This window comes from Bacillus sp. CH140a_4T (genome assembly GCF_008923725.1).
Classification (GTDB): domain Bacteria; phylum Bacillota; class Bacilli; order Bacillales; family Bacillaceae_G; genus Bacillus_A.
Genome location: NZ_WBPF01000022.1, coordinates 98,913 through 124,915, shown reverse-complemented (window position 1 = coordinate 124,915; position 26,003 = coordinate 98,913). Strand labels below are relative to the sequence as shown.

Here is a 26,003-nt window from a genome sequence, read left to right as displayed (position 1 = left end):
AGCACCCCCTGCATTTTAATGATATCGATTCTCATTATAACGGAAATATGTATAATATGCAGGAAATGAGCTCAAAAAAATATCCCTTTTGGAAGAGGGATACTTTTTAAAGGCTATTCAGTTTTGAAGTGTGATACGAGTTGATCTAATTCTTCAACTGTTTGTTTCATTTGTTTAGCCGTTTGTGTCATCTCATTCATCGTAATGACTTTTTTCTTAGCAGATTGTGCTGTTGCTGCTGTTTCACTAGATACTTCAGTCGAAATAGAAGCGATGTTATTCAGTGAAGCGTTCATTTCTTCAGCACTTGCAGCCATTTCTTCAGCAGTTGCTGAGATGTCTTGCATTTGAGTAGATACTTTATTTACTTGTTCCACAATTGTTGTGAAAGAATTGCCAGCTTCACGAATGACATGAATGCCTTCAAATGCCTCAGAACGACCTTGTGACATCATAGAGCTCGCAGTTTCAGTGTCTTGTTGAATTTGATGTAGTAATTGGTTAATATCTGTTGCAGCAGTTTTAGATTGTTCAGCAAGTTTTCGAACTTCATCAGCTACGACAGCGAAACCTTTTCCTTGTTCACCAGCACGAGCTGCTTCAATAGATGCATTTAAAGCAAGTAAGTTTGTTTGTTCTGCGATATTAGAAATAGATTGTACAGCTGTATCAATATATTTCGTGTGTGTGATTAGACGTTCGACCACTTCTGACGTAGCATTTACAGCTTCATGTATCGTTGTCATTTGTGAAACTGATTTTTGAATAACAGTACTTCCATCGTTAGCCTGTTCAGATGTAGCTACAGCTAGTTCAGTTACAGATGTGGCAGATTCAGCAATGCGCTGAACACTTACTGCCATATCGTCCATTGCAGTTGAGCTTTCTTCCATGCTAGAGGCTTGCGATTGAATACTTTCATTTAAGTTGGACATCGTGCTTTGAACTTTTATTGTTGCCTCGCGTGATATATTCGTCTTTTCTAGCATGTTTTCAGAAGCGTTTTGTACTTCTATAGATGTTTTTTGAACACGATTAATGATATGTTGTAGGTTTTCTAACATTTTATTAAATGATGTTGCGATCGTACCAATTTCATCATTACTATTTACTTGTAGACGGGCAGTTAAGTCACCTTCTTGAGATGATAATTCTTTTAGTTTACTATCAATTTGTTGAATTGGTTTTACAAGTTTACCAGAGAACCACCATGCAACAGTGATAGCTACGATAATACAAATAACAAGTGATAAGAAGACAACATATTCAATTTGTAGCGAAGATTGATCAATTTTTTTGATAGATTGATCACGTAACTTAGCTTGTTCGTTACTGTAATTTGTGAAGTCACCAATTACTTTATAAACAGTACCATTTTCTGCATAAGCTACTTGCAGGGCCTCTTCCCACTTTTGTTCTTTTGCAAGAGGGAAAACTTTTTCTTCAATAAATTTTCTCCAAGTGGATCCTGATTCCATTGTATTTTTCATGGACTGAGAAACATTTGGATTAGAAAGAAGTTTATCTTTTGAATCCTCCAGACGTTTACTCATCTCATTAAACTTGTCTAATTCGACTTGATCATGTTGTAATAAATAACCTCTTAAAGCAGAAAGTTGTACTTGATAAGCATCTCCACGTTCTTTCAATTCTGTTGCCAAAGGGGAAATTTCTTTTTGTAATGCTTGAGCTTGACGAGATTGATCGATAGTAAAAAATAAAATAAAAGCTAAGGCAATGCCAAATAAAGCGCAAATCGTTCCCATCATGAACATTAGTTTTTTTCGAATGCTAATAAAATTCATATGATAAAAAGCCTCCTTGTGAAATCCTAGTATTAGAATTAATAAATGTAAAAAATTGAAAGAAAGCTTTACTCCATCTGGAATAAAGCTTTCTTCTTTCCTTTAGGAATTATAGCAGACGGAATGAGAGATAGAAAGAGATATTTTAAGGTAAAAAAGGAGAGTTTGTAAATCTCTCTTTTTTCACTTTAAGCATGTGTTTTGAAATGAGAAACGAGAACCTCAAGTTCTTGCACAGTCGTTTTCATTTCAGACGCTTTTTTAGCGACGACACTCATTTTGTTTACTTGATCACCAGCTGAATTTGCTGTTTGTGATGTTTCGGCGGCAACCTCATTTGAAATAGAAGCGATGTTATTTAAAGCTGCATTCATTTCTTCAGAACTTGCGGACATTTCTTCAGCAGTTGCAGACATTTCTTGTATTTGTGTAGAGACTTTATTAATGTGGTTAACAATTTCTGAGAATGAAGATCCAGCGGTACGAATGACTGTAATTCCTTCAGAAGCCTCTGACTGACCTTGCGCCATCATTTCATTTGCTATTTTTGTATCGGCTTGAATGTGATGAAGTAAATGGTTAATATCAGTTGCTGCTATTTTAGATTGTTCCGCAAGTTTTCGAACTTCATCGGCAACAACGGCGAAGCCTTTTCCATGTTCGCCAGCACGGGCTGCTTCAATAGAAGCATTTAAAGCGAGTAAATTCGTTTGTTCCGCAATATTAGAAATAGATTGAAGTGCAGTATCAATATGATTTGTATGTGTAATGAGTCTCTCTACTACTTGTGATGTAGCATTAACAGCTTCGTTAATGGTATGCATTTGTGTAATAGATTTCTCAATGACTTTATTCCCACTATCTGCTTTTTCTGAAGTTGTCACAGCTAAGCTAGCAACAGAAGAGGCGGATTCTGCAATACGCTGAACACTCGTTGCCATATCATCCATCGCAGTTGAACTTTCTTCGATGCTGGAAACTTGTGAACGAATATTATGCTCAAGAGCATTCATAGTTTCCTCGGTTTTTGCTGTGTTTTCCATAGAAGCAGTTGTTTCCATAAACACATTTTCAGACGCTTCTTTTACACTTGTTGATGTTTGTTGTACTTGTTGTATGATACGTTGTAAGTTAGTGAGCATTTGATTAAAGGAATGGGCGATATCCCCAATTTCATCTTTACTCGTTACGTGCAATCTAGCGGTTAAATCGCCATCTTGAGAAGCTAATTCTTTTAATTTCTCATCAATTTGTCGTATCGGTTTAACGAGTTTGCCAGAGAACCACCATGCTAATAAAATGGATGTTACTGTACATGTAATGAGGGAGAAGAAAATAATATATTGAATAAGAGATGAAGAAGACTCGATTTCAGCAATTAATGCGTCACGTTTATCATTTTCTTCATTTGCATATTTAGTAAAGCGACTTAAAAGGTCGTTTACATAATCAGTTTGAGCTAAAGCGATTTTGGATGCTTCGTCCCATTTTCCTTCACGAGCGAGAGGGAGTACTTCATTATCTATGACGCTTCGCCACTTTGCCCCCATTAAAATTGCTTCTTTCATTCCTTCTGGGAGTTTTTTATCATTTGTTACTTTTTCTCTAGTATCAGCTAGTTTTTTTCCTTCTCGGTTGAATTTATCCAATCCTTTTTGATCATGTGATAGTAAGTATTCTTGTAAACCAGCAACTTGTGCTTGGAACCAATCACCACGTTCTTTTAAAATGGTTGCTCGTTTTGATACATCATTTTTTAATGTTTCAATTTCGCTTGCTTGGCTCATAGTGAATGAAAGAATAACAATAAGAGCGATGCTAAATAAAGAAGAAATGCTTAAGAGTGTGAACAGTAGTTTTTTTCGAATACCAACATATTTCATCGTTACCCCTACCTTTAAAAACTATTTATTATAATTTATAAATATTAAGAGCAGAATTAATAAAAACATCATTATGAAGTTATTAATCTGTTCAATGAAAATTATAGCAGATAATGGAAGATGGCAGATTGATATGAGTAAATGTTCTTAAAATGTATACATTTGTATATCAAAAAATTCATAAATAAAAATGAGAAATGCTATTGTAATTTGAAATAACATCATGTATACTTCTAATTAGTTGATAACGATTATCAATATCAACTGTAACATTACTCTTCGTTATGTTGGTCATACCCCTTTTTGACGACGTAAGTCAGAGACGAAATGTTGAAATATCTTGTGTCCTATTCTACAGAATTATGGTAATCTCCAACCTCAACTTATATGCGTAAGCATGCAAAAAGGATCCTATCCGTGAAGGGATCCTTTTTTGCATGCTGTCGCAATTAATGTATATAAACCAGGCACACGTTCTTCCATTCCTTCTGGTGCAGTAGGAGGGAAGACCCACCTTTGATGAGACCCGTGTTCTTCAACTAGTTTTTCAATTTTAAAATGTTCTTCCGCAAGTGTTGTAATGATTTCTCCTAGTGTCCAGCGACGGATGGTTGTTTTCGGTAACGCTTCTTTCTGCGCTTCTGTAAGAAGGATGCTATAAGCAACATCATCTTCAATTAATTCTTCATCGAAATAATTTCCATTGGCCCGAAATGATGGGTGGTCCACTCCTAATAATTTCGTGTAAACAGGATGATAGTCACGAAGGATAAGCGTTCCATCTTGCTTAAGTAAGGTAGCAATTTTTTGAAAGAGTGGTTTTAAATCTAAAAAGTAATGGAGTACACCAAGTTCCAGCAGTACGATATCAAATGATTCGGAGAGCTTTACATCTAATACATCAGAAATAACATACTGGATAGAGACACCTGCTGCTTCCGCAAGTTCATTTGCATATTTTGCATTACTTGCTGAAATATCAACAACTGTTACGTCAGCTCCTAAAAGAGCGAGAGCGACGGCTTTATTGCCTTTTGAACCAAGTAAATTAATAATACGTTTTCCTTTTGGAGACTGTATGTAAGATAAATAGTGATCTACTTCGCGCATGGGATCTGCCATAAGCTTTTTCGCATAATCGGCTGGCACCCCGTGGCGATTCGTCCAAGCTTCATACGCAGCTGCATTCCAGCTTTTTTCATTACGTACGCTTAGTTGTTTTTGATTCAATCGAATCACTCCTTTTGTGAACGTATAGTTATTCTGCGTGAGAGGGGGATTTCCTTTTTTTGAATTTAAGTTTGATTTTTCAGCAATTAAGTCGTAAAATACGTGTTATATATAAAAGCGTTGAAAAGGAAAAGTAGAATGAAATCATTCTGTCCAGAGAGCTTCGGTAGCTGAGAAGAAGCAAGAATATTCATTTGAACAATGGCCTTTGAGCTTCGTCCTGAACTTATCACATGATAATAGTAGGCGGCGACGAGAGTTGGTACTCGTTATCAAAATCACAGTATAAGAGCATATAGCTCCGTACTTGTTAAGGCTAATTATGTGAGTAATTGGCGAAATAAGGTGGTACCGCGACTGTTTATACAGCCCCGCCCTTATCTTTTTTAAGATAAGGGCGGGGCTTTTTTATATTTAAAAGGAGGAATGTAAGATGAGTATTTTTATTGGAGGCGCTTGGCCGTATGCAAATGGTTCGTTACATCTTGGACATATTGCGAGTTTATTACCTGGAGATATTTTAGCACGTTATTACCGGGCAAAAGGGGAGAATGTGTTGTATGTTTCGGGAAGTGATTGTAATGGAACACCAATTGCAATTAGGGCAAAACAAGAAGGTGTGACGGCGAAGGAAATTGCTGATAAGTATCATGAAGAGTTCCAGCGATGTTTTCGTAGCCTTGGTTTTACTTATGATTGCTATACACGTACAGATAGTGAGCACCATCATGAAACTGTACAAAATGTCTTTTTACGTTTATTAGAAGAAGGCTATATTTATAAAAAAACAGTGGAACAAGCGTATTGTGAAACGTGTACGCAGTTTTTACCTGATCGTTATGTAGAAGGCATTTGTCCACATTGCCATGAAGCAGCAAGAGGAGATCAATGCGATGCGTGTTCAGCTATTTTAGATCCACTCGATTTGTTAGAAAAGAAATGTAAGTTATGTGGTAGTGAACCGTCTGTACAGGAAACAGAGCATTTTTATTTCGCATTGCATACATTTCAGGAGCAAATTAAAGAGGCTGTAGAAACCGCAAAACAAACAGGGGCATGGCGCGACAATGCGATTCAACTAACAGAGAGATATGTAAAGGAAGGATTACAAGACAGGGCCGTATCACGTGATTTACCAATTGGGGTACCAATTCCAGTAGAAGGGTATGAAGATAAGAAAATTTACGTATGGATTGAAGCAGTGACAGGATATTATTCGGCGAGTAAACATTGGGCTGAAGAAACAGGGAAAGATGATCAAGAGTTTTGGGATAAAGAAGCGAAAACATATTATGTGCATGGAAAGGATAATATTCCGTTTCATTCCATCATTTGGCCAGCGGTATTGCTTGGAATAGGAGAAGGAGCAATTCCTCGTCATATCGTTTCAAATGAATATTTAACAGTTGAAAAAAGAAAATTATCTACAAGTAAAAACTGGGCAGTATGGGTGCCTGACATATTAGAACGCTACAATCCAGATTCTATTCGTTACTTTTTAACAGTAAACGCACCAGAAAATCGTGATACTGATTTTTCATGGCGGGAATTTATTTACAGTCATAATAGTGAATTGTTAGGTGCATACGGGAACTTTGTGAACCGGACATTAAAGTTTATTGAAAAATATTATGGTGGTATTGTACCGAAGGGAAGTATTGATGTAGAGCTGAAAGATAAAGTAGAAAAATTATATAAAAATGTAGGAGAATCAATTGAGCAAACTAAATTTAAAGTGGCTCTAGAAACAATATTTAATGCAGTACGTTTTGCAAATAAATACTTTGATGAGAGGCAGCCTTGGAAACAACGAGAAGATGATCCAGTTTCATGCGAAGAAACGATTTATAACTGTGTGTATCTTATCGCTAATTTTGCAAATCTTCTTGAACCATTTTTACCATTTTCAAGTGAAAGAGTTAGAAACACATTATCGATTGTGAAACGAAATTGGGAACCTCAAAACACGTTGCCGAATAGAATTGATGGTGTGCAGCCACTATTTGAACGAATCGATGTAAAACAAATTGAGCATGAGATAGAAAAGCTATATGGAGCGGTAAAGTGAGATAGAGAAAAAGACCTTTCAAATACATGAAAGGTCTTTTGTTATGCACTATGCACGCTTCTATGTTTCTTTGCTTTCCTAGCCGTAAGCAGCTGAGGAGTAAAAATTCCAAGTAGTATAAAGAGTATCCCAATCCACTGCATGAATGTTACGACTTCATGTACAAGTGTAATAGAAGCGATAATGGCCGTTGGTAATTCAGCTGCTCCTAGTATTGTACTAAGTCCTGTTCCTACTTTCGGTACGCCAATTGAAAAACAAATGACAGGTACGACAACACCGAACAATCCGAGGAAGAAAGCGTATTTCCAAAGACCAGCTTGCAGGGCACCATCCGTTAAAAAGGTTGGCGGGAAGAATAGGCATACGATAAGGGTAGCACTTGTTGTCATAAGAAAGCTTTTCGTATAAGGCGGAACTTCTGTAGCAACACGCCCACTTGCAAACACATAGAATGAAAAAGAGACAGCGGCTAATAAACCAAAGATAATACCCTTCGTGGAAAAGCTTTGTCCGAGACCTTCAAAGACACCGCCTGCAAACAATGTACCAGTAAATAAAATAATGATAGATATAATTTTCTCACGGCTTGGTAATGTTCGATTTGCAATTGCTTCAATGACTACACCAATCCATGTGAACTGAAAGAGTAGGACGACAGCGATAGATGCTGGTAGTTCTTCTACAGAGATAGCGTAGAAAATACCAGTCATACTCATTGTTGTGCCGACTGTTAGTAAGGAAAAGAATTGCTTTTTTGTTACTTTATGACGTGAAGCGAAAAGAACGAGCAGAAGAAGCCCGATCCATCCGAAGACATATTGTCCTCCTAATAGTTCATGTGCTGAAAATCCATCAATGAATCCGAGTTTGAAAATAGTTGAAAGTACACCGTAGCTACAAGCTCCGAATAAAACGAGTAATGAATACTTAAATTTCTCCATGAAAATCCTCCTTTTACATAATAAAAAACGCCCGCTATCCAAATAAGGATAACGGGCGAACGAAACAGAGTCATATACTCTACAAAATTCCGCCATTCATACGAAGTATGAATTTGGGGTATGAAATTGTAGTATGTTTTTACATTGCTTTTGGGAATACAATAGAACATTTTACACCTTGAGGTGTGTTTTGTATACCATAAGGAAATTGATGCTTATCTAGTATTTGTTTTACAATGTATAACCCAAGACCACTACCTTGTACTAAGCCATGTTTGTCAGGGTTTGCGCGATAGAATGGTTCAAATAAATGGGCAAGTTTATCTTCATCTATTTGGGAACCTGTATTTAATACTTCTAATGCATAACCGTTTGGCTTTTCGTAAAGCTTTATATATACATGTTGATGGTCAATTGTATAATGAATTGCATTTGAAATAATGTTAAAAATGGCAGTTTGAATAAATTTAGGATCAGCTAAAACCTGTACATCTTGTTTAATGTTAGATTGAACATTTAATTGTTTTACAGATACGAAATAATCTACTTTTTTCATAACATCCTCAATGATATTAGTTAATGAGATAACTTTTAAATCAGGTTTAAATTGAGGATTTTGTATTTTGGATAATTCCGACATTTTTTCCGTTAATATGTTAATGTCTTGCATCATTTCATAGGAACGTTTTAAATATTTATCTCTATCTTTATAAGCTCCAATTCCGTGAATCATGCCATCTAGTTGCCCCATAACGGCTGCGATTGGTGTTTTTAATTCATGGGAAACCATAGACATAAATTCTTTACGAGATTGTTCTAATTGTTGTTCCTTTTTGAGTTCATTTCTTAAATCTTGATTGCTCGCATGTAAATTCTTCACTATACTTGGGACCTGTGAAGCAGCTACTTGTAAATTAAAATCTGTTTGATCTGTATTTTTGTTAAGTAGTTTTTTATCTGAGAAATCAAGATTCATAATATCTTTTAAAGCATCACTCATATATTGAAAAGGTTTAACAATTAGTTTTGCATAAATTAAAGATCCGAGCAGAGATAATGCAAGCATTGTCACGCCAATATGTGGAGCTAATTGCTGCAGTGCAGCTGTTAATTTTGGATTATCTTGTGCATCATTTGTTTTACTTGCTGCATTTTGTTTATGTAAGGCATCATTATTAGTAGCGACTTGCTTTTCCGTTTCTGTAAGTGGAGCAGAAGTGCTATCTTTCCCCGTGATATTTTGTGTATGTTCTTTTGCTTTTGCAGTTTGGCTAGGCTGCAAAAGGTGATTGATAGCTGTAGAGAGTGATTTATAATCTATAACCGAAGATTGGAAATTAAAAATGTCTCCCTGTGATACAGCTTTATTTTGATTCGTTTTACTTTGGTCGTTTTGTTTATTTGAATTCGCTTGTTCTGTAGATTGCGCTCCATTTTCTTTTGCAAAACGTTCTTTATCGTAGTTTGAAGCTAGAAAATAAATAATTTGATAAAGACAAAGTGATAAAAGAATACAAAATAATAAGGTTTTGATGAAAATATTTTTGGTGATGTTGTCTGTGCTACGATTCGATTTTGTAGCCAATGCCTTTCACCGTTTTAATATAAGGAATTCCTAATTTTTTTCTTAGATTTTTAATATGTGTATCTATAACTCTTACATCACCATAATGTTCATAGCCCCATACCTTATTCAGCAAATCACTTCTTGATAATACTTTCCCCCGATTTTGCAGTAAAGTATAAATAATTTCAAATTCCTTTGTTGTTAATTCAATTTGATTACCATGAACATAAGCGGCATATGCTGTAGAATTTAACATCAATTCATGGAATTGTAGTATAGTTGCAGTTTCTGCTTCCTTCGTTGCTGCCCTTCTTAATACAGCTTCTACACGTTTAATAAATACGGTGTAATGGAACGGTTTCGTAATATAGTCATCAATACCTAATTCAAATCCTTTAATTTCACTTTCTTCATTATGTAAGCCTGTTAACATAATAATCGGTACATCAGATTGTCCTCGCATAATTTTACAAATACTATAGCCATCTATATCTGGTAACATCACATCAAGGAGGACAAGATCGTATGAATTTTTTTGGAAAAGAAGTATACCTTCTGTTCCAGCGCCAACGACATCAACGGTAAAGTTTTGTGCCATTAGAAATTCACGAATTAGCTCTTGTATATCTGGGTTGTCTTCAATCACCAGTATATGCGTCATAGTAACACCTCCTAAATAACGCTTTTTACTGCAATATTCGAATTCATCATTTTTGAATGTCTCAGATTGTTTATACATATAATAAGCCCCCGCTATAAAATAATCATAAAAGTAGCAAGGGGAGTTGTTTAGCGAAACTGAATATTTCAGAATTACAGTAGTTCTATTATAGTATGTATTGTAAAATTTATAAAATATTATAACTGTATAATTTTAATATCCATGTTTATCAATGTTTTAATTTCATTTGACACAATCTATTCCCATTATATATGTAAATACAGTTGTTTTGCTACTGTAAATGAAGAAATAAAATAAGCCAAGACATAAAATTCTTGGCTACACGTAAATCGTGTTGTTAGTTTATTTTACAGTGACAGTAGCCTGCTGAGGAATACGCTCAAATAACCAGTGTATATCATTGTTATACATACGAATACAACCTAGTGTTGTCCATTTGCCGATTGCCTGATTATTGTTCGTACCATGAATTGCATAAGTTGTTCCGTAAGTCCCTGCCATGTTTAGTCCGAGCCAACGGTCACCAAGTGGATTACGTGGATCGCCGCCTTTAATTTTGCCTGTATAATAAGGACGATTTTTAATTTTATTTACGATTTGAAAAGTACCTTTAGGTGTAGGAGTAGCTGTTTTTCCAGTAGCGACAGTAAAACGCTTTATAAATTTTCCATTTTGATAATAATCCATTTTATTTAACTTCGTGTTTACAATCAGTTGATCGTTCGTTGTAGCTGCCTCAGCATTTGTGAATGGAATAGTTAAAAATCCTAATGATAATAGTGCGCTTAATAATAGTTTTTTCATTATATTCTCCTTTTTACTATTGTAATAGTCTTACATACAATGAATTTGCAATCCTCGTAATACTTTATTTACATTTTCATCTAATGTTTCAAAGAAGGTAGTAATCTTTGGATTTTGTTTGTTGTTTTTATCAATAAGTAATCTTTCGTTTAGTAAAAGTTCACCATGTAGTCCAAAACTTTGAACTTGAATATTTAGCTCATCTTCAGTTTCAGAAATAATTGGTAAGAAGTAGTGGAAAGCTTTCGTTGGAATGATGTAACTTTTACCAATCATGCTTTCTTGATTTGAATTAATCCATTTTTTCGTAACAATCTTAATGTTCTTTTTTGAAACGATAAAAGATAGTGTTGTAGATTTTGTTAAACTTACGTCAAATTCACTTGTTTCACATATGTGTAAATTAAAAACGGTTTCATTTTGGTGAGATTCAACATTTGTATTAATAAAATCGTGCATTTTATAAGCTTCCATTTCTTATTCACCCTTTTTTTAATTTCGAAAAGCGACTTATATTTATTCAATTTAATGATTAGTAATATATTAGTTAAATTTTTCAACAAATTCCGATATAATCTTACAATACGTATATGAAGCTAATGTGAAGTTAGTATGAGTTTGTGGTGGTTTTTTATTGAGAACAAAATAAGATGACTTTAAGTGTTAAAAACTGGATAAAAAATGCATATTAATGCCCTTGTTTCGTCTGATATATAGTTGTTAGCTCATTTTAAAACGATAATGGATAGCAACAAATAATGAACAGAAAATTTTAGTGTGAGCCTTACAAAAATGTAATAAAAATGTAAGCTATTGTGATAGTTATTTCGACAATTTTTTTATACAATACTAGTAAGAAGTTGTACGTGATTGAAAGGAGAGATGACATGGAATGGGTTCATGAATTATTTCAGCAGTACGGGTACTATGTTGTACTTGTTGGTTTGCTGTTAGAATATATTGCACTTCCGTTTCCGGGAGAGCCAACGTTAGCATATGCGGGATTTTTAGCACAGAAGGGCGATTTAAGTTTACCGATTTTAATTATCCTATCCTTTATTGGGACAAGCGTAGGAATGACAATTCAATACTTTTTAGGAAATAAATTAGGTATGCCCTTTATTCAAAAGTATGGGAAATACGTATTTTTAACACAAAGAAAAATCGACTTAACAAGAATGTGGTTTGATAAGTATGGATACTTCCTGATTTTTATCGGTTTCTTTATTCCTGGTGTACGCCATTTTACAGGATACTTTGCAGGAATTATTAACTTACCATTCCGTCGTTTTGCAATTACAATTTACTCAGGTGCTCTATTTTGGGTATCATTCTTCTTAATCGGTGGTTACTGGTTAGGTGGCAACTTACAGGATATTTTTGGAGTGCTAGAAGGTCACATCGGTAAAATCATTTTTGGAGTAATTGTGATTGTAGCAATTACGTTAGGAGTTCGTTTCCGCAAACAGTTAAAACGAGTATTCTTACAAAACGCAAGTTAATATGAAATCCATTCTATGTCAAAATTTAGGAGGTCAGTGCATACGCACTGCCTTTTTTATTTTATGTTCCAATCTATTTTCAACTGTCCTTTTAACTGATTTCCGCTAACTATAATGTAATAAGTCCCTGTCTTAATTGCCGCAAAATGGTACGTATTCGGGCCCACTGAAGCTAAATAATTTTCTTCCTCTTGAAATTCACTAGCCATTTTGATTTCCCCTATATAGCCATCTGGATTTTCAGCTCGTGATTCAATGGTGAATTCTAATATATCTCCTCGTTTTAGTTGAATGGGGACTTTATGTTCACCACTAAAATGTTGAAAAGATGCTTCGAAAGATTTATCTGTTTTTGTTTCGACCCATTGTTCTTTTAATGTTCCAGCTTTTTCTATATCTATTAAGTTGATTGTGATAAATATAATAAGCATAATGCTTGGTACGAAATATTGTACCCACTTAAATTTTGTTGCTATGACTGTACATAAATAGAAAAAAGAGAACAGACTGCTCCAATTGATCCGAGGAACAAGAACTGTATTAGATTAGCTTCTTTAAATATTAAGAAGGGAAGAAAAAATAAATAGCCGCAAAAAATATAAAGTAATAATGTCTTTAGTCTCGTATGTGTTTTTAATTTCAATTTATCGATGCAAATAGAGCAAAAAATTGCATATACCGCAAGGATAGGAACGAAGGGAACATATAGTAGTTCTCGTAATCCAGCTAAGAAACTATATAATGTTGGTTGACTAGTTGCTAAGAGAAGCGTGCTAATAAGTAATAATAAAAAGAAAGTCGCTGTAAGCTTAGTAAGAATGTAAGAAAAGGTAGATGTTTTCTTCATATGGAACCTCCTTTGTTTAATATTTCACATTCATTATATAAGTTATTTTCATCATAATACATCTTTATTTTTGTCAATTATTATAGTCGTAATGACAATTATAATTGACAAAAATAAGGATATTATTTACAATTCTAATTAAATAAACGAAAAAGAGGGAAGACATGAAGCTTCAAAATCGAGTGAGGGAATTGCGAGCAAAGCATCGTTTATCACAAGGGGATTTAGGGAAAGCGATTGGATCATCACGGCAAACGATTAGTTTAATTGAGCGCGGAGATTATGCACCATCTATTGTATTGTCGTTAAAAATCGCACATATTTTCAATGTACCGGTGGAGGAAATATTTATGTTAGTGGAGGGGGAAGAGGATGATGAAGAATAGAGTAAATGGGAAAATGTCGGCTATACTGAAGCTGTTAGTAGGAGCGGTATGCGGCGGGTTTATAGGGTATGTAGTAGGAGATATTGCAACAGAGGGGACTAGTAAAATATCTCCTGTTATTAGCATTGGCATGATGAGTTTATTTGGCGTAATAGCTATCTATTATATTTGGAAGCGTACAAGAGCGCTCGCACAAACGAAAGATGAAGAAGAAAATGTTAAGGGACGAAGATTAGGGATAGCGCTTATTTATTTTCGAGTAATGGAAATTGTTATTCCATCATGGTTTGTTTGCTCAGTTATCGCTTTTTATAGAATGTATACAAGTGAGGGTAACTTGTTCTTTGTTAGTGTAAGTATTGTGGTATCTACAGTGTGCTTTATTGCTATAACTTGGTTAGGATCTGTAATGAGGAAAAGGTATAACGCTCTATATCCAGAACAGAGTGTTACGTATTCTCAGTCAATGGAAATGTGGGCAAAGAATGCAGATGAAGGGCAAAAACAAATTGTTCATGAAGCGGGATATAAGGCATACCAATACACAAATATGACACTTGCCTGTGCGTGGTTAGCGGCGATTGTGTATGCATTTTTAGATGGGAAAGATTATTTTATGGTCATTATGATTTCGTTCGTTTGGGTATTACATGTTGGAACATATATGTACGAAATGCATAGAAAAATGATTTATTAAGGGGCGAAAAAGGTGGATATTTTAAGAAGGCCAGCTGGTTCACTGACAGTGGTGCTAACTCTGTCCATTTTATACGGAGTAATCCGAGCTGGGAAATTAGAAATAATGTTGAATATATGGGCACTATTGGGGATTTTTCTGGTAGTGGTCATCGTTCATGAGTTAGGACATGTCATATTCGGCGTAATAAGCGGTTTGACATTTAAATTTATGACAGTAGGACCTATTACGGTTCAAAAAGAGAAGGGGAAAGTACGCGTTCGAGAAAATAAATTATGGGCGTACTTTGGAGGCGTGGCAATGTTAATACCGCCTTCTATAGTAACACCGAACCTTTCAAAAAAATGGGCATGGATGACTTTAGGGGGACCAATTACAAGTTTCTTATTTGGTATAACTTTTGGTTACATATACATGGTGAGTTATTATCAATATCTTTTATATTTTTCTGTTTTTCATTTTATCATTTTTGCGGTTACAATCGTGCCGATAAAAGGAACGCTTATGAGCGATGGTATGCAATTTCTTATTTTAATTAAAGATGATGAAAAGGCGAAACAGCATTTATATAACATTCAAGTATCGAGTGAGTTATTTAGTTATAAGAGGCCGAAAGATTGGGATGCGGGATTAGTAAAACTTAGCGAAGATAAACTAAAAGAAAATAAAAGTATAAGAGAGATCATGAGCGGACTTATGCTCGTCTTCCTCGCTCGATCGGATCAAAAAGGAATGGAAAAGGCGATACCGTATATAGAACAAGTTGCTCAACTCCCTGTAACGAAGGAAAATAAATTTTTCGTTAGTAGTTTTCATAGTTGGTATCTTTTATATAAAGCTCTTTATGAGATGGATCGTCTTTCTCTGCAAGAAGCGAAGGCGCATGGGAAGGCCATTACAAAAATAGACTTATATGGGTATTATCGCGCACAAGCCATTGTTACATATGTAGAGAATGACCTAGAAGCCTCACGTATTTATATGAAGAAAGCTGATAAAGAACTGAAAAGTGCTGAAAAGAGTGAAGTGGGATATTTACAATTAGAGAGAGAATGGTTTGAGCAGTTGAAAGAGAGGGTATCTTACGATGGGTGAGGTATCCTCTTTTTTCTATGTCTCCTTATGCCGTTCCATAAAAATTGTGGGGCGAGTAAAATAAGATATGAAGAGCAAAGCTTGGAGGAATTCTAAATGGAAATTTTAACGATTATTTTAATAGTCTTGCTCATTTATGCTGTCTTTAAAGTAGCATATGTAGCATTAAAGATACTTGCGATCCTATTAGTTATCTTTTTAATCGTAGAGTTCGGCAGTAAATTGCTTGGGGGATAGGTATATTGTACACTTTGGTTGTCGGTAAGTCGATATCCAGTGTCGAATCGTCGATATAATGAAAAAATCGTTGATATAAGTGTAGAAATTGCCGATATATTTGGAGAATCGTTGATATATTTTAGTGAATACTAATAGGGGTATATGGAAAAGAAGTTACCGTGAGGGTAGCTTCTTTTTATTGTATTGACGGAGTATGCAAAACAACATAAAAAAGCTGGAAGAGTATCTTCCAGCTTACGAGTTACTTTCAATTTGGCGACCGTTTTCTTCTTCAGTGTCCTGTAAAAGGTTGAATACGTCTGCTAGGCAGAATGCAATGAACCAAGTCCATAGACCGTGGAAGAAAGCTGAGCTTAATTGAAGTGGTAATGTATAGTTAGTCATTGAGTAGGAAATACATCCGCCAACGATTCCGATCATTGTTAATAACATTGTTTTTTGTGCATTTTCTTCTGGATTGAAGAGGAAGAAAATGTATCCGCCTAAAATTGAAGCGCTTACAAGTGTTTCGATTCCATTAAAAATGATATGCTCTCCAAGCTGAGTGTTTGTCCAGAAGCAGATTGTTCCGCCAATAATAGCAAACAGGACAGCTATTGTATATCTTATATATTGATTCATATGTTCATCTCCTTATGTAATAAGATGATTTGGAAGTCAAAAAGGTAGGTATAGTATATTGAAGTGAATTTTAGTTGTACGTATCTTTTTATAAAAAGATCATTGAAGAGTGATCGGTTGTTTAAACCGTTACGTGTATGGTGTCTGAAATATACCCGACTGCTCGTTTCTTTTTGCTTGTAAAATAAGAGAAACTTCCAAGTCTATATACTCTTTTTTGTGAGTCTGCTTCCATTATAACACATTTAGGGCCACAATAATAGAATTATCTGATTTTGTAATAAGTGTAAAAAATAAAAAGCGCAAGGAATTCCCGTTAACGGTGCAGTTTAGTGGAAGAAGGATTTTAATTTATTATGATGAAATATGTAATTAAGGTGGGATATAAGAAGGGGAATTAAATACTATAAAAATGTTTTGTAGTATGAATGAAAGGGAGGAGAGCTAACTTGGAGATTACAACAGAAAGATTAATAATTAGACCTTTTAAGAGTACTGATTTACAGGATGTATTTGCTATTTATAATAATGATGATACCTGTAAGTTCCTATTACATAATAAGTGGACTCATGAAGACATGCAGAAAAGATTTAATAAGAAGCTAGCAAACAATGTACTTACTAAAGAATCAATATTAAGTTTGGCAGTTATATACAAGACTAAAGTAGTTGGTGATTTATCCGTATGGTACACAAATATGAAAGATACTGTTGAGGTTGGTTATAGTTTTTCAAATGAAGTAGCTGGCAGAGGTTTGGCAACAGAAGCGGTAAGTAGTTTGGTATTTAAATTATTTAATGAATTTCATGTACATCGTATACAAGCTAATCTTGATGCACGTAATACAGCTTCAAAAAAATTGTGTGAACGAATAGGCATGAGAAAGGAAGCCCATTTCATACAAGATTTTTGGAATAAAAATGAATGGACAGATAGTTTTGTATATGGAATGCTATCCTCCGATTTGTAGTAATAAACTTCGTAATTTTATTATGCTAAAGGGTGCGTTTGTTGAATACCAAAGGGCATAACATATTATATATGACTAATATGTTATGCCCTTTCATGTATAAACCTTTTTTATATGCGTTTGAAACGGCCGACAATTTCAACTGTTTCAGTAATGTTCATAAATGCTTTGTTATCCACTTGACGGATAATACGTTTCATTTCGCCTAACTCATAGCGAGTCACGACAGTGTAAATCATTTTTTTCTTATGGTTTGTATAGCCGCCGACAGCATCTACCATTGTCACCCCGCGTATACCGTGGTGTAATAGTGCGCTTTTTATTTCCTCGCCTTTTTCTGTAACTGTCATTATCGTTAATTTAATATGTTTCGTATGCACAGCATCGATAACTTTGCTGACCACAAACCGGCTAATTAACGTATAAAGCGTAATATCCCATCCGAAAATAAATCCTGCTGCAACAAGTAAGATCAAGTTGAATCCAAAGATAATTGCTCCAATCGAAATATCTCGATGTTTTGCTACAATCAATCCAACAACATCAAAGCCACCTGTTGAAGAAGCAAATCGGAATATGATTCCGGAAGCTGCTCCGCAGATTACACCACCAAATACAGAAGAAAGTAAAATATCGTCTGAAACTTGGTGTACCGGGATAATGTTCATCGCTAACGATGATACAGCTACAAAGTACGCTGTTAAAAAGGTTGTCTTCTTGCCTAAGTAAAAGTGACTTAAAATAAGAAGAGGAATGTTTAGTAAAAAGATAAGTGCACCGATATTGTAGTGCATTAAATAACCGATAATCATCCCTACACCAGCAAAACCACCGCTAATCATGTTATGCGGGATAAAGAACATATTCATAGAAATTGCATACAAAATAGAAGCTATAAAAATAACAACCAACTGTATGATGAATTCTAAGTGAAATGTTTTAGCTGCTGGGAAGGATAAAAAGGCGGTGTCGGGAACGTAATCGGCGTCTCCTAGTTGACCCATAGTATGTTTCATCTCCATATTCATTTTTGATTACAAGAAGAGAATAAAGGTTTTTTCAAAAACTGGCAATAGTTTTATTATAATGCGAAAATTTTATAAATTTCTAACAAATTAAACCTATACAAGGATACGTGTGAATATACTAAAGAAAGCGAATACATTGGTTTTCTAGCATAGTTTTCTTGAGAAAATATGCAAAATACTTTTTTGACGATAAAAGGAAATAGAGAATGTCTGTCTAATGTGCTAAAATGACCTTATTAAGGATGTGAAGCGATGGAATTTTTATTGCAGGATGCAATTCTATATATATCGTTTGTAACGACAGCGCTTTGTTTATTAGAAGTTTTCTTCCTTGCTAATGTTTCTCGCTTTGTGCGTCAGCAAGCATCAAGTGGTAGACAAAGAGCTTTTAAACTAGTTAATACATGCGAAGATAGTGCGGGGAATGTATCGCTATTTTCAATTTTTTATAAATATGGAATGATTCGCTCTGTACGCAGACAAGAATCCAGTGAAGAGAATGACGAGGTCGGTCCGTATACACCAATGTTTCGCTAAATAATTACGAAACATTGGAGGAATGAACATGTTAAAATCATACCGAGCTGTGCTCGTTAGTTTATCATTATTACTTGTTTTTGTTTTATCTGGTTGCAGTAATGCAGCCCCAATTGATGCACATAGTACGGGAATTTGGGATCATTATTTCGTATATCCAATCTCGTATATGATTCAATTTGTTGCTCATCATATACCGGGAGCTAGCTTCGGGATTGCTATCATTATTATGACGCTCGTTATTCGTTCAGCCATGATTCCATTAGCTGTTTCGCAATATCGTAGCCAAGCAAAAATGAAAAAAATGCAACCTGAACTGCAGAAGCTGAAACAAAAATACGGTGATGTGGGTAAAGATCTTGAAAAACAAAAGCAGTATCAAAAGGAAATGTCAGAACTAATGAAATCAGGCGGTTGGAATCCACTTGCTGGTTGCTGGCCACTATTAATACAAATGCCGATTTTCTCTGCTTTGTATTATGCGATTAGCCGAACAGAAGAGATTCGCACATCTTCATTTTTATGGGTGAACTTAGGACATGCAGATCCTTATCATATATTACCGATTATCGCAGCGTTAACGACATTTATTCAGATGAAAGTTTTCCAATCTAATATTACACCTGGAGAACAAGTACAGATGCTGAAAATGCAGCAAATTATGATGCCGGCAATGATTCTATTTATGGGATTTGCAGCGCCATCAGGACTTGTGTTGTACTGGATGACGGGTAATTTATTTACAATGACACAAACAATTGTATTAAGAAGAATAATGGAATGTGAAGAATTACAATTACAAAAAGCATAGCGAAACACCGCTCATCATGAGCGGTGTTTTTTATTTGAAGCGTTAAGGAAATTTTAAGAAACCAACATTACTATAGGCATTGTATACGAAAGTGTACATGCTTTAGAACTATGAAGGAGGAAATTTCCTATGAAGAAGAAAACAGTTGGGTATTTAGCGATTGCAGGTGCTTTATCATTCGGAATCATTGGAGGAGTCGGTATTCCGGCATTCGCGGCAACGAATACTCCAGCAGCTGAGCAGTCTACAAAAACGGCGAAAAAAGATTTAGATGACGCTACAAAACAAAAAGTAAAAACGATTATGGCCGATACAAAGAAACAGTTAGAGGAACTAGGTGTAAAGCTTCCAGAGAAAGAAAAACGTAAAGATATGTTTGCTAACTTAGACGAAGCAACAAAAGAAAAAGCGAAGTCAATTTTAGAACAAGAGAAATCCGGAAAATTAACACGTGAGCAAGCGCAAGAAGAATTAACGAAACTAGGCGTGAAGTTCCCGGAAAAGGGTAAACATGGAGATATGTTTGCTAACTTAGACGAAGCAACAAAAGAAAAAGCGAAATCAATCTTAGAACAAGAGAAATCCGGCAAACTAACACGTGAACAAGCAAAAGAGGAATTAACAAAGTTAGGCGTGAAACTGCCGGAGGGTAAGCGTAAAGATATGCTTGCTGACTTAGATGAAGCAACAAAAGAAAAAGTGAAGTCAATTTTTGAACAAGAAAAGTCTGGGAAATTAACAAATGAACAAGCAAAAGAAGAATTAACAAAGCTAGGTGTGAAACTTCCAGAGAAAGAGCAACGTGAAGACATCTTTGCGGGATTAGATGAGGCAACAAAAACAAAAGCAAAAGCGATTTTAGAGAATGAAAAGAAACAATTAGAGGCGTTGAATGTGGATCTTCCACATCATAAAGTGAAACTTTAATCAGTGGTGCATTTCCACTGATTATTAGTTGAACCAATCGGGCTTTTACGGACAGTTAATCTTCCAACTTCATCCCTGTATTCGCTGGAGTTTAAGGTGGAAGTTTTACTGCCCGTTAATGCGGGGCAAGTTTTTTATGAAAAAAGATGAGAAATAATTGAGTGAAGTTGTATCTTTCGTGTGGGCAACGGAAAGGTATGTATGTGGGGGAGGCTTTCTTTTAGAAAGTCTCCTCTTACTTATTGTCGTTTTTTGTTGGTAAATCGATATATTTCGAAAATCGCCGATATAATTTGAGTTGTGGTCGATATATTTGAAAAATCGCTGATATAATTTTTTTACCGCTACACTGTTCCAAAGATACTAGGGAATTAGAGAAGTGTCGTAACTTCTGTTATAATATAAGAAGAGCAATATTTCTTATGTTATATAAAAAAATATATTGATTTTTTCTAACAATTCAATATAATGAACAATAACTACAAAATTCGACATCAAGAAGTGATGATGAGGACATGATCAATTTTTTACGATTCTCAGAGAGGGAGGCCTTTGGCTGTGAGCTTCCTAATACGGAAAAATGGATTACCACCTCTGAACTGCAGCAGTGAACGGATACCTAGTAATTGCTTGCCGGCAAAAACCGTTATTTAGACTTGAGAAATTGGTGAAGTGTGTCACTTTGCGAATTGAAACAAGGGTGGAACCACGAATACAACACTCGTCCCTTTTTTAGGGAGGAGTGTTTTTTTATTTCATTTTTGCATCACACTAGAATTGGAAGGAGGATACGCAGCATGCATCATGATGAGAAGAACAAAATTGGTTTAACGGTAGCACTTTCTATCGTAGTAGGGACGATTATTGGATCTGGTGTGTTTATGAAACCCGGGAGCGTATTAGATTACTCGGGAAGTTCTAATATGGCGATTCTTGCTTGGGTAATTGGTGGTCTGTTGACGCTAGCAAGTGGTTTAACAGTAGCTGAAATTGGAGCGCAAATCCCGAAAAATGGTGGGTTGTATACGTATTTAGAGGAGATTTACGGAAGTTTTTGGGGATATTTATCAGGCTGGATGCAAACAATTGTTTATGGACCAGCTATTATTGGAACATTAGGGTTGTACTTTAGTTCTTTAATGATTAATTTTTTCTATTTAGATAAAGTATGGAATTTACCAATTGCAATTGGTACAGTCGTGTTCCTTGGCGTTATAAATAGTATGGGAACAAAATACGGAGGTATCGTTCAAACGGTTACGACAATCGGGAAGATGATTCCAATCGTTTTAATTGTTGTGTTAGGTTTTTGGAAAGGGAATAGTGATATCTTTAATGTAGTTGTACCGATATCAGAAAATCAAAGTATCGGGATGGCAATTTTAGCAACGTTATTTGCTTATGACGGCTGGATTCTACTTGCTTCGATTGGCGGAGAGATGAAAAATCCAACAAAGTTATTACCGAAAGCGATGACGGTTGGGATTTTAATTGTAACGGCTGCTTACGTATCAATTAACTTAGCGTTACTAAATGTATTACCAGCAACGCAAATTGTAGAGCTTGGAGAAAATGCCACAGCGACAGCTGCGGGCATGCTACTTGGAGAATATGGCGGGAAAATTATTAGTATCGGTATTATCGTTTCTATTTTCGGTTGTTTAAATGGAAAGATTTTAACGTTCCCACGTATCCCGATGTCGATGGCAGAACGTGGACAACTGCCATTTTCTAAGTTTATTGCAAAGGAAAGTCCAAGATTTAAAACACCAGCAAATGCGATTACTGTTGAAATCATTTTAGGAATTATTTTAATGATTATTAGTGATCCGAATAAGCTATCTGAGATTTCCGTATTCATTATTTATATTTTCTATGTAATGACGTTTATTGGTGTCTTCATTTTAAGAAAACGTAATAAGAATAAAGAGCGTGCATACAGTGTACCGTTATTCCCAATTGTACCAATCGTCGCGATTTTAGGATCATTGTTTGTACTTGGAAGTGCGATTATTAATGATCCGGTAAGTTGTTTCTTATCAATTGGAATTGTCTTTACTGGACTGCCGGTGTATTGGTATTTAAATAAGAAGAACAAAACTGAAGTGTCATGATCGAAGGGTAGGCGTATAATACGTCTACCTTTTTTACTGTAAAAAAATTGTACTTGTGTTCAATTCTTTTTTTGGTTACTATAATCGTAGTAACCAAAAAAGAAAGCGTGGGGAAAGACTTGAATTTTCGTGTGTATATTTTAGCTATTGCGGCTTTCGTAGTCGGAACGGTTGAGCTAATTATAGGAGGAACGCTCGATTTAGTTGCCAATGATTTAGGAGTATCTATTAGTGCAGCTGGTCAGCTTATAACAATATTTTCAGTAGTATTTGCTTTATCAGGTCCGGTTTTATTAGCGTTAACAGGGAAGTTTGAAAGAAAAAGATTATACATTGGGGCATTATCAATTTTCTTAATCGGAAATATTATTTCAGCATTTAGTGTGAATTACGGGATGTTAATGTTCTCAAGGGTTGTTTGTGCAGCGAGTGGTTCGCTTATTATTGCACTGTCAGTAACACTTGCTTCTAGCGTTGTAGAACCGCATTTTCGTGCGCGTGCAATTGGAATCATTTTCATGGGGATTAGTGGATCACTTGTACTTGGAGTACCACTTGGACTTGTACTTGGAAATGCATATGGATGGCGTGCACCATTTGTATTAATTTCGGTATTAACAGTCGTAGCAATCGCTTGTATTTCATTATTCTTAACGAAAGTACCACCGACATCAGTGTTATCAATAAGAGAACAAATTGCTACGTTAAAAGATAAGAAAATCGTAAGTGCACAGTTAACATCATTTTTATTTTTAACGGGTCATTTAACACTATATGCATATTTAACACCATTTTTAAAAGATGTGATGCATGTGGAAGCGAATTGGATTAGTGTATTTTACTTTATTTTCGGAATTGCAGCGGTACTTGGGGGTGGCCTTGGGGGCTTGCTTGCTGATAAATGGGGATCGAAGAAAAGTATTATCTCAATTATTATCGTATTTGCGTGTGCAATCTTCATATTGCCAATGATGACATTCTCATTCCCGCTGTTCATTATTATGATGGGACTTTGGAGTATGCTGAGCTGGGCGATTTCACCAGCGCAACAAAATTATTTAATTGAAATTGCGCCAGAATCGGCTGGTATTCAGCAAAGTTTAAATAACTCTGCGCTTCACTTAGGAATTGCGCTCGGTTCAACAGTAGGCGGAGTTGTTATTGAGAAATCATCTGTTATATACAATGCTTGGGTAGGAGGCGGCTTTATTATATTAGCACTGCTTTGTGCGATTTTCTCGATTACGAGAGGACGTTCTACTCAGTTTGCAAAAGAAGAATCTATCGTTTGATAGGTTCTTTTTTTGTTTGTAAAATTTTGCAGGTTTTAGTAGAAAGGTGGAGAATTTGTATGTAGCGAGGTGATGGGAAAATGATGTTCAATTTCTCGATATTCGGTATAATACTTGCACTATTGCCGATAGTTGTAGTTGTTTTTGTATTAGGGTGGATTCGTGTCATCTATCAAAATTCAGAGAAACAAGTGGAGCAAAATGAGAAAATTATTGAGTTGTTGATGGAGATAAAAGAAAAAGATAAGTAACATGTATTCGTTTGAAATTTGTTTCTGGTAAGTAAAAAAGGCACTTATAAAGTGCCTTTTTATTATTTTTAAAAATTTTAAATATGTAACATTCACTTGTCAATAGCAGCAGGAGAACAAACAATTGTAATGTTGCTTATTACTTTGAAACTTTCTCAACAATTCGACAAGATACTACAAAAAAACCACCTATTCTCTTTTTTCACTATAAGTACAATGAAACAGTAAGATTGCTTCATGTAGAAATTTATATATGGTGGTGGAGAGAATGAAACGAAAGATGGTAGGGAAATGGTTTAGTTTTTTAAGTGCTCTTATTATTTTATTAGGAATTGCAATGCCACAAGTAAAGGCAGAAGTAATGAACAGAGAAACATATAAAATGGATTGGAGTTATAGCAATTCGAAACATCGTGAAATAAAGACAGAAATAATTAAAACGGTTTCGGGTAGTATTGCGTATTGTTTAACACCTGATTTACGTTCTCCAAATGGAGATGATTTGCCTGAAATGGGGAAAACATCTGATGCCGTATATCGTGTTTTATTAAATGGATATCCTCAAAAAAGCCCATCTGAATTAGGGGTAGCGACAGTAGAAGAAGCGCATTATGCTACACAATTAGCGGTATGGATTGCAGCAAATGAATTAACGGTAGAAGATTTAGTTGCAAAAAATGAACGAGTACATAATCTTATGAAGCGTTTAGTAGAGGCTTCAAAAAAAGAAACTGGATCACAAGATGTATTTTTTAAAGTTAATCCTGTAGATCCACAAACTGCTACACAAAAAGGTGATTATTTAGAAACAGGATTTTATACAGTGCAAACAAATGCGGTTTCTGGCTCTTATACAATTCTTCCTGAAAACGCTCCTAAAGGGCTTCGAATTGTAAATGAAAATGGAGAAGAGAAAAGTATATTATCAATTAATGAAAAATTCAAAATTTTAATCCCGAAAGATACGAGTAGTGGTAATTTTAAAATGAAAGTGAAGTCTACTTTAACAAATTTACAAGCAATAGCTTTTAAAGGCTCGGAAAAAGTTCAAAATACAACAGTATTGTTGCAAAGAAATAGTGAGAAAATCAGTACAGACTTAGTTGTAAATTGGGAATCAGTAGGCTCGTTAAAGATTATGAAATTAGGAGAAAAAAAGGAATTATTAAAAGGGGCTGTGTTTGAAGTTTCTAATGAAAACTTTAAACAAAATGTTACTACTAATGATAAAGGGATTGCGGAGTTAGGGAATCTTTCAATCGGTATATATAGCGTCAAAGAAATTCAAGCGCCAGCTGGATATGTGTTAGACGGAAGTGTTAAAAAAATTGAAGTGAAAACCGGTGAAACTGCTCTATTAGAGTGGAAAAATGAAAATATAAAAGGTGAATTAGAAATAACGAAAGTAGATATAGCGGATGGGAATATGAAACTGCCAAATGCAGAATTTACAATTTACAACGAACAAGGGAAAGAAGTAGTAAAAGGGAAAACGGATGAAAAAGGTGTAGCGAAATTTAAACTACCATACGGAAAGTACACGTATAAAGAAACAATAGCACCGAACGGCTATGTAATAAATGAAGAGACATTCACATTTGAAATCAAAGAGGATGGAGAAATTATTAAACATATCGTTCAAGATAAGAAAGTAGAAGGTGAATTAGAAATAACGAAAGTAGATATAGCGGATGGAAATAC

The 26,003-nt window shown here is 35.1% G+C and carries 24 protein-coding genes, 1 pseudogene and 2 other annotated features; of the genes and pseudogenes, 14 read left to right on the top strand and 11 right to left on the bottom strand.

All coding sequences use genetic code 11. The features are described 5' to 3' along the window. Positions 1-113 precede the first annotated feature (113 nt). The 3 genes from F8162_RS26915 to F8162_RS26905 form a co-directional block, all read right to left on the bottom strand. The gene (locus F8162_RS26915) at positions 114-1,805 is read right to left on the bottom strand and encodes a methyl-accepting chemotaxis protein (protein ID WP_151632266.1); all 1,692 of its coding nucleotides are present in this window, start codon (positions 1,803-1,805) and stop codon (positions 114-116) included. 188 nt (positions 1,806-1,993) lie between these two features. Continuing rightward, the gene (locus F8162_RS26910; protein ID WP_151632268.1) at positions 1,994-3,688 is read right to left on the bottom strand and encodes a methyl-accepting chemotaxis protein; all 1,695 of its coding nucleotides are present in this window, start codon (positions 3,686-3,688) and stop codon (positions 1,994-1,996) included. A 411-nt stretch (positions 3,689-4,099) separates the two neighbouring features. Next, positions 4,100-4,918, bottom strand: a complete 819-nt coding sequence (locus F8162_RS26905) for a class I SAM-dependent methyltransferase (RefSeq protein ID WP_151632270.1) — start codon at positions 4,916-4,918, stop codon at positions 4,100-4,102. Positions 4,919-5,029: 111 nt separating this feature from the next. Next, positions 5,030-5,300, top strand: a binding site (T-box leader). Between the two features lie 51 nt (positions 5,301-5,351). Here F8162_RS26905 and metG point away from each other — a divergent pair. Continuing rightward, complete coding sequence (gene metG / locus F8162_RS26900; RefSeq protein ID WP_151632272.1) at positions 5,352-6,986, top strand: methionine--tRNA ligase; 1,635 nt, start codon at positions 5,352-5,354, stop codon at positions 6,984-6,986. Between the two features lie 41 nt (positions 6,987-7,027). On the opposite strand, the gene F8162_RS26895 is transcribed toward metG, so the two are convergent. From F8162_RS26895 to F8162_RS26875, 5 genes are all read right to left on the bottom strand, one after another. Continuing rightward, positions 7,028-7,930 carry an EamA family transporter gene (locus F8162_RS26895; protein ID WP_151632274.1) on the bottom strand — a complete coding sequence of 301 codons (903 nt, stop codon included), beginning with the start codon at positions 7,928-7,930 and terminating at the stop codon, positions 7,028-7,030. A gap of 139 nt (positions 7,931-8,069) precedes the next feature. Continuing rightward, a complete protein-coding gene (locus tag F8162_RS26890) occupies positions 8,070-9,515 on the bottom strand; it encodes a sensor histidine kinase (protein ID WP_151632276.1) in 1,446 nt (481 codons plus the stop codon). After that, positions 9,493-10,158 (bottom strand): response regulator transcription factor, encoded by a 666-nt coding sequence (locus tag F8162_RS26885; RefSeq protein ID WP_002145008.1) that lies wholly within the window; start codon positions 10,156-10,158, stop codon positions 9,493-9,495. Before F8162_RS26885 ends, F8162_RS26890 begins: the two co-directional genes overlap by 23 nt. A 363-nt stretch (positions 10,159-10,521) precedes the next feature. Beyond that, positions 10,522-10,983, bottom strand: coding sequence for a L,D-transpeptidase (locus F8162_RS26880; RefSeq protein WP_151632278.1), 462 nt, complete (start codon positions 10,981-10,983; stop codon positions 10,522-10,524). A gap of 30 nt (positions 10,984-11,013) precedes the next feature. Then, entirely contained in the window at positions 11,014-11,457 is a 444-nt protein-coding gene (locus tag F8162_RS26875) for a DUF3978 family protein (protein ID WP_000388758.1), read from the bottom strand. Positions 11,458-11,870: 413 nt separating this feature from the next. On the opposite strand from F8162_RS26875, the gene F8162_RS26870 reads away from it, so the two are divergent. Next, entirely contained in the window at positions 11,871-12,485 is a 615-nt protein-coding gene (locus F8162_RS26870) for a DedA family protein (RefSeq protein ID WP_151632280.1), read from the top strand. 56 nt (positions 12,486-12,541) lie between these two features. Here the strand turns inward: F8162_RS26870 and F8162_RS26865 are convergent. Beyond that, a pseudogene (locus F8162_RS26865) lies at positions 12,542-13,332 on the bottom strand (hypothetical protein). A gap of 164 nt (positions 13,333-13,496) precedes the next feature. Between F8162_RS26865 and F8162_RS26860 the strand changes: the two are divergent. The 4 genes from F8162_RS26860 to F8162_RS26845 all read left to right on the top strand — a co-directional run bounded on the left by F8162_RS26860 (position 13,497) and on the right by F8162_RS26845 (position 15,747). Then, positions 13,497-13,718 carry a helix-turn-helix transcriptional regulator gene (locus F8162_RS26860; protein WP_016085663.1) on the top strand — a complete coding sequence of 74 codons (222 nt, stop codon included), beginning with the start codon at positions 13,497-13,499 and terminating at the stop codon, positions 13,716-13,718. A gap of 13 nt (positions 13,719-13,731) precedes the next feature. Then, complete coding sequence (locus F8162_RS26855) at positions 13,732-14,415, top strand: DUF3169 family protein (protein WP_413226540.1); 684 nt, start codon at positions 13,732-13,734, stop codon at positions 14,413-14,415. 12 nt (positions 14,416-14,427) lie between these two features. Further along, complete coding sequence (locus F8162_RS26850; RefSeq protein ID WP_151632282.1) at positions 14,428-15,510, top strand: site-2 protease family protein; 1,083 nt, start codon at positions 14,428-14,430, stop codon at positions 15,508-15,510. Positions 15,511-15,606: 96 nt separating this feature from the next. Further along, positions 15,607-15,747, top strand: coding sequence for a DUF3985 family protein (locus tag F8162_RS26845; protein ID WP_000404783.1), 141 nt, complete (start codon positions 15,607-15,609; stop codon positions 15,745-15,747). Positions 15,748-15,984: 237 nt separating this feature from the next. Here F8162_RS26845 and F8162_RS26835 read toward each other — a convergent pair whose 3' ends face one another. Next, positions 15,985-16,371, bottom strand: coding sequence for a DUF3938 domain-containing protein (locus F8162_RS26835; protein WP_151632286.1), 387 nt, complete (start codon positions 16,369-16,371; stop codon positions 15,985-15,987). A 449-nt stretch (positions 16,372-16,820) separates the two neighbouring features. Between F8162_RS26835 and F8162_RS26830 the strand changes: the two genes are divergently transcribed. Beyond that, on the top strand, positions 16,821-17,342 hold the full coding sequence (locus F8162_RS26830) for a GNAT family N-acetyltransferase (protein WP_151632288.1): 522 nt from the start codon (positions 16,821-16,823) through the stop codon (positions 17,340-17,342). A 110-nt stretch (positions 17,343-17,452) separates the two neighbouring features. Here F8162_RS26830 and F8162_RS26825 read toward each other — a convergent pair whose 3' ends face one another. Beyond that, positions 17,453-18,346, bottom strand: coding sequence for a YitT family protein (locus F8162_RS26825; RefSeq protein ID WP_151632290.1), 894 nt, complete (start codon positions 18,344-18,346; stop codon positions 17,453-17,455). A gap of 276 nt (positions 18,347-18,622) precedes the next feature. Between F8162_RS26825 and F8162_RS26820 the strand changes: the two genes are divergently transcribed. From F8162_RS26820 to F8162_RS26795, 7 genes are all read left to right on the top strand, one after another. Beyond that, the gene (locus F8162_RS26820; RefSeq protein ID WP_151632292.1) at positions 18,623-18,907 is read left to right on the top strand and encodes a hypothetical protein; all 285 of its coding nucleotides are present in this window, start codon (positions 18,623-18,625) and stop codon (positions 18,905-18,907) included. Positions 18,908-18,935: 28 nt separating this feature from the next. Further along, the gene (yidC, locus tag F8162_RS26815; protein WP_151632294.1) at positions 18,936-19,718 is read left to right on the top strand and encodes a membrane protein insertase YidC; all 783 of its coding nucleotides are present in this window, start codon (positions 18,936-18,938) and stop codon (positions 19,716-19,718) included. Between the two features lie 129 nt (positions 19,719-19,847). Next, positions 19,848-20,645, top strand: coding sequence for a hypothetical protein (locus tag F8162_RS26810; protein ID WP_151869351.1), 798 nt, complete (start codon positions 19,848-19,850; stop codon positions 20,643-20,645). A gap of 495 nt (positions 20,646-21,140) precedes the next feature. Next, positions 21,141-21,377 (top strand) — a binding site (T-box leader). A 65-nt stretch (positions 21,378-21,442) separates the two neighbouring features. After that, positions 21,443-22,759: an APC family permease gene (locus F8162_RS26805; RefSeq protein ID WP_151632298.1), complete on the top strand. Its 1,317-nt coding sequence runs from the start codon at positions 21,443-21,445 to the stop codon at positions 22,757-22,759. Positions 22,760-22,806: 47 nt separating this feature from the next. Beyond that, positions 22,807-24,051: an MFS transporter gene (locus F8162_RS26800; RefSeq protein ID WP_318826075.1), complete on the top strand. Its 1,245-nt coding sequence runs from the start codon at positions 22,807-22,809 to the stop codon at positions 24,049-24,051. Positions 24,052-24,131: 80 nt separating this feature from the next. Continuing rightward, a complete protein-coding gene (locus F8162_RS28935) occupies positions 24,132-24,302 on the top strand; it encodes a hypothetical protein (protein ID WP_000971476.1) in 171 nt (56 codons plus the stop codon). Positions 24,303-24,570: 268 nt separating this feature from the next. Further along, a partial coding sequence (locus F8162_RS26795) for a thioester domain-containing protein (protein WP_225990193.1) occupies positions 24,571-26,003 on the top strand: 1,433 nt, incomplete at its 3' end.

Excerpts from the sequence above, each read along its gene's own strand:
- yidC (WP_151632294.1), top strand. The coding sequence starts at position 18,936 with ATGTTAAAATCATACCGAGCTGTGCTCGTTAGTTTATCATTATTACTT.
- F8162_RS26910 (WP_151632268.1), bottom strand. The coding sequence starts at position 3,688 with ATGAAATATGTTGGTATTCGAAAAAAACTACTGTTCACACTCTTAAGC.
- F8162_RS26885 (WP_002145008.1), bottom strand. The coding sequence starts at position 10,158 with ATGACGCATATACTGGTGATTGAAGACAACCCAGATATACAAGAGCTA.
- F8162_RS26825 (WP_151632290.1), bottom strand. The coding sequence starts at position 18,346 with ATGGGTCAACTAGGAGACGCCGATTACGTTCCCGACACCGCCTTTTTA.
- metG (WP_151632272.1), top strand. The coding sequence starts at position 5,352 with ATGAGTATTTTTATTGGAGGCGCTTGGCCGTATGCAAATGGTTCGTTA.
- F8162_RS26870 (WP_151632280.1), top strand. The coding sequence starts at position 11,871 with ATGGAATGGGTTCATGAATTATTTCAGCAGTACGGGTACTATGTTGTA.
- F8162_RS26835 (WP_151632286.1), bottom strand. The coding sequence starts at position 16,371 with ATGAATCAATATATAAGATATACAATAGCTGTCCTGTTTGCTATTATT.
- F8162_RS26820 (WP_151632292.1), top strand. The coding sequence starts at position 18,623 with ATGGAATTTTTATTGCAGGATGCAATTCTATATATATCGTTTGTAACG.
- F8162_RS26845 (WP_000404783.1), top strand. The coding sequence starts at position 15,607 with ATGGAAATTTTAACGATTATTTTAATAGTCTTGCTCATTTATGCTGTC.
- F8162_RS28935 (WP_000971476.1), top strand. The coding sequence starts at position 24,132 with ATGATGTTCAATTTCTCGATATTCGGTATAATACTTGCACTATTGCCG.
- F8162_RS26810 (WP_151869351.1), top strand. The coding sequence starts at position 19,848 with ATGAAGAAGAAAACAGTTGGGTATTTAGCGATTGCAGGTGCTTTATCA.
- F8162_RS26805 (WP_151632298.1), top strand. The coding sequence starts at position 21,443 with ATGCATCATGATGAGAAGAACAAAATTGGTTTAACGGTAGCACTTTCT.
- F8162_RS26895 (WP_151632274.1), bottom strand. The coding sequence starts at position 7,930 with ATGGAGAAATTTAAGTATTCATTACTCGTTTTATTCGGAGCTTGTAGC.
- F8162_RS26875 (WP_000388758.1), bottom strand. The coding sequence starts at position 11,457 with ATGGAAGCTTATAAAATGCACGATTTTATTAATACAAATGTTGAATCT.
- F8162_RS26860 (WP_016085663.1), top strand. The coding sequence starts at position 13,497 with ATGAAGCTTCAAAATCGAGTGAGGGAATTGCGAGCAAAGCATCGTTTA.
- F8162_RS26880 (WP_151632278.1), bottom strand. The coding sequence starts at position 10,983 with ATGAAAAAACTATTATTAAGCGCACTATTATCATTAGGATTTTTAACT.
- F8162_RS26915 (WP_151632266.1), bottom strand. The coding sequence starts at position 1,805 with ATGAATTTTATTAGCATTCGAAAAAAACTAATGTTCATGATGGGAACG.
- F8162_RS26855 (WP_413226540.1), top strand. The coding sequence starts at position 13,732 with ATGTCGGCTATACTGAAGCTGTTAGTAGGAGCGGTATGCGGCGGGTTT.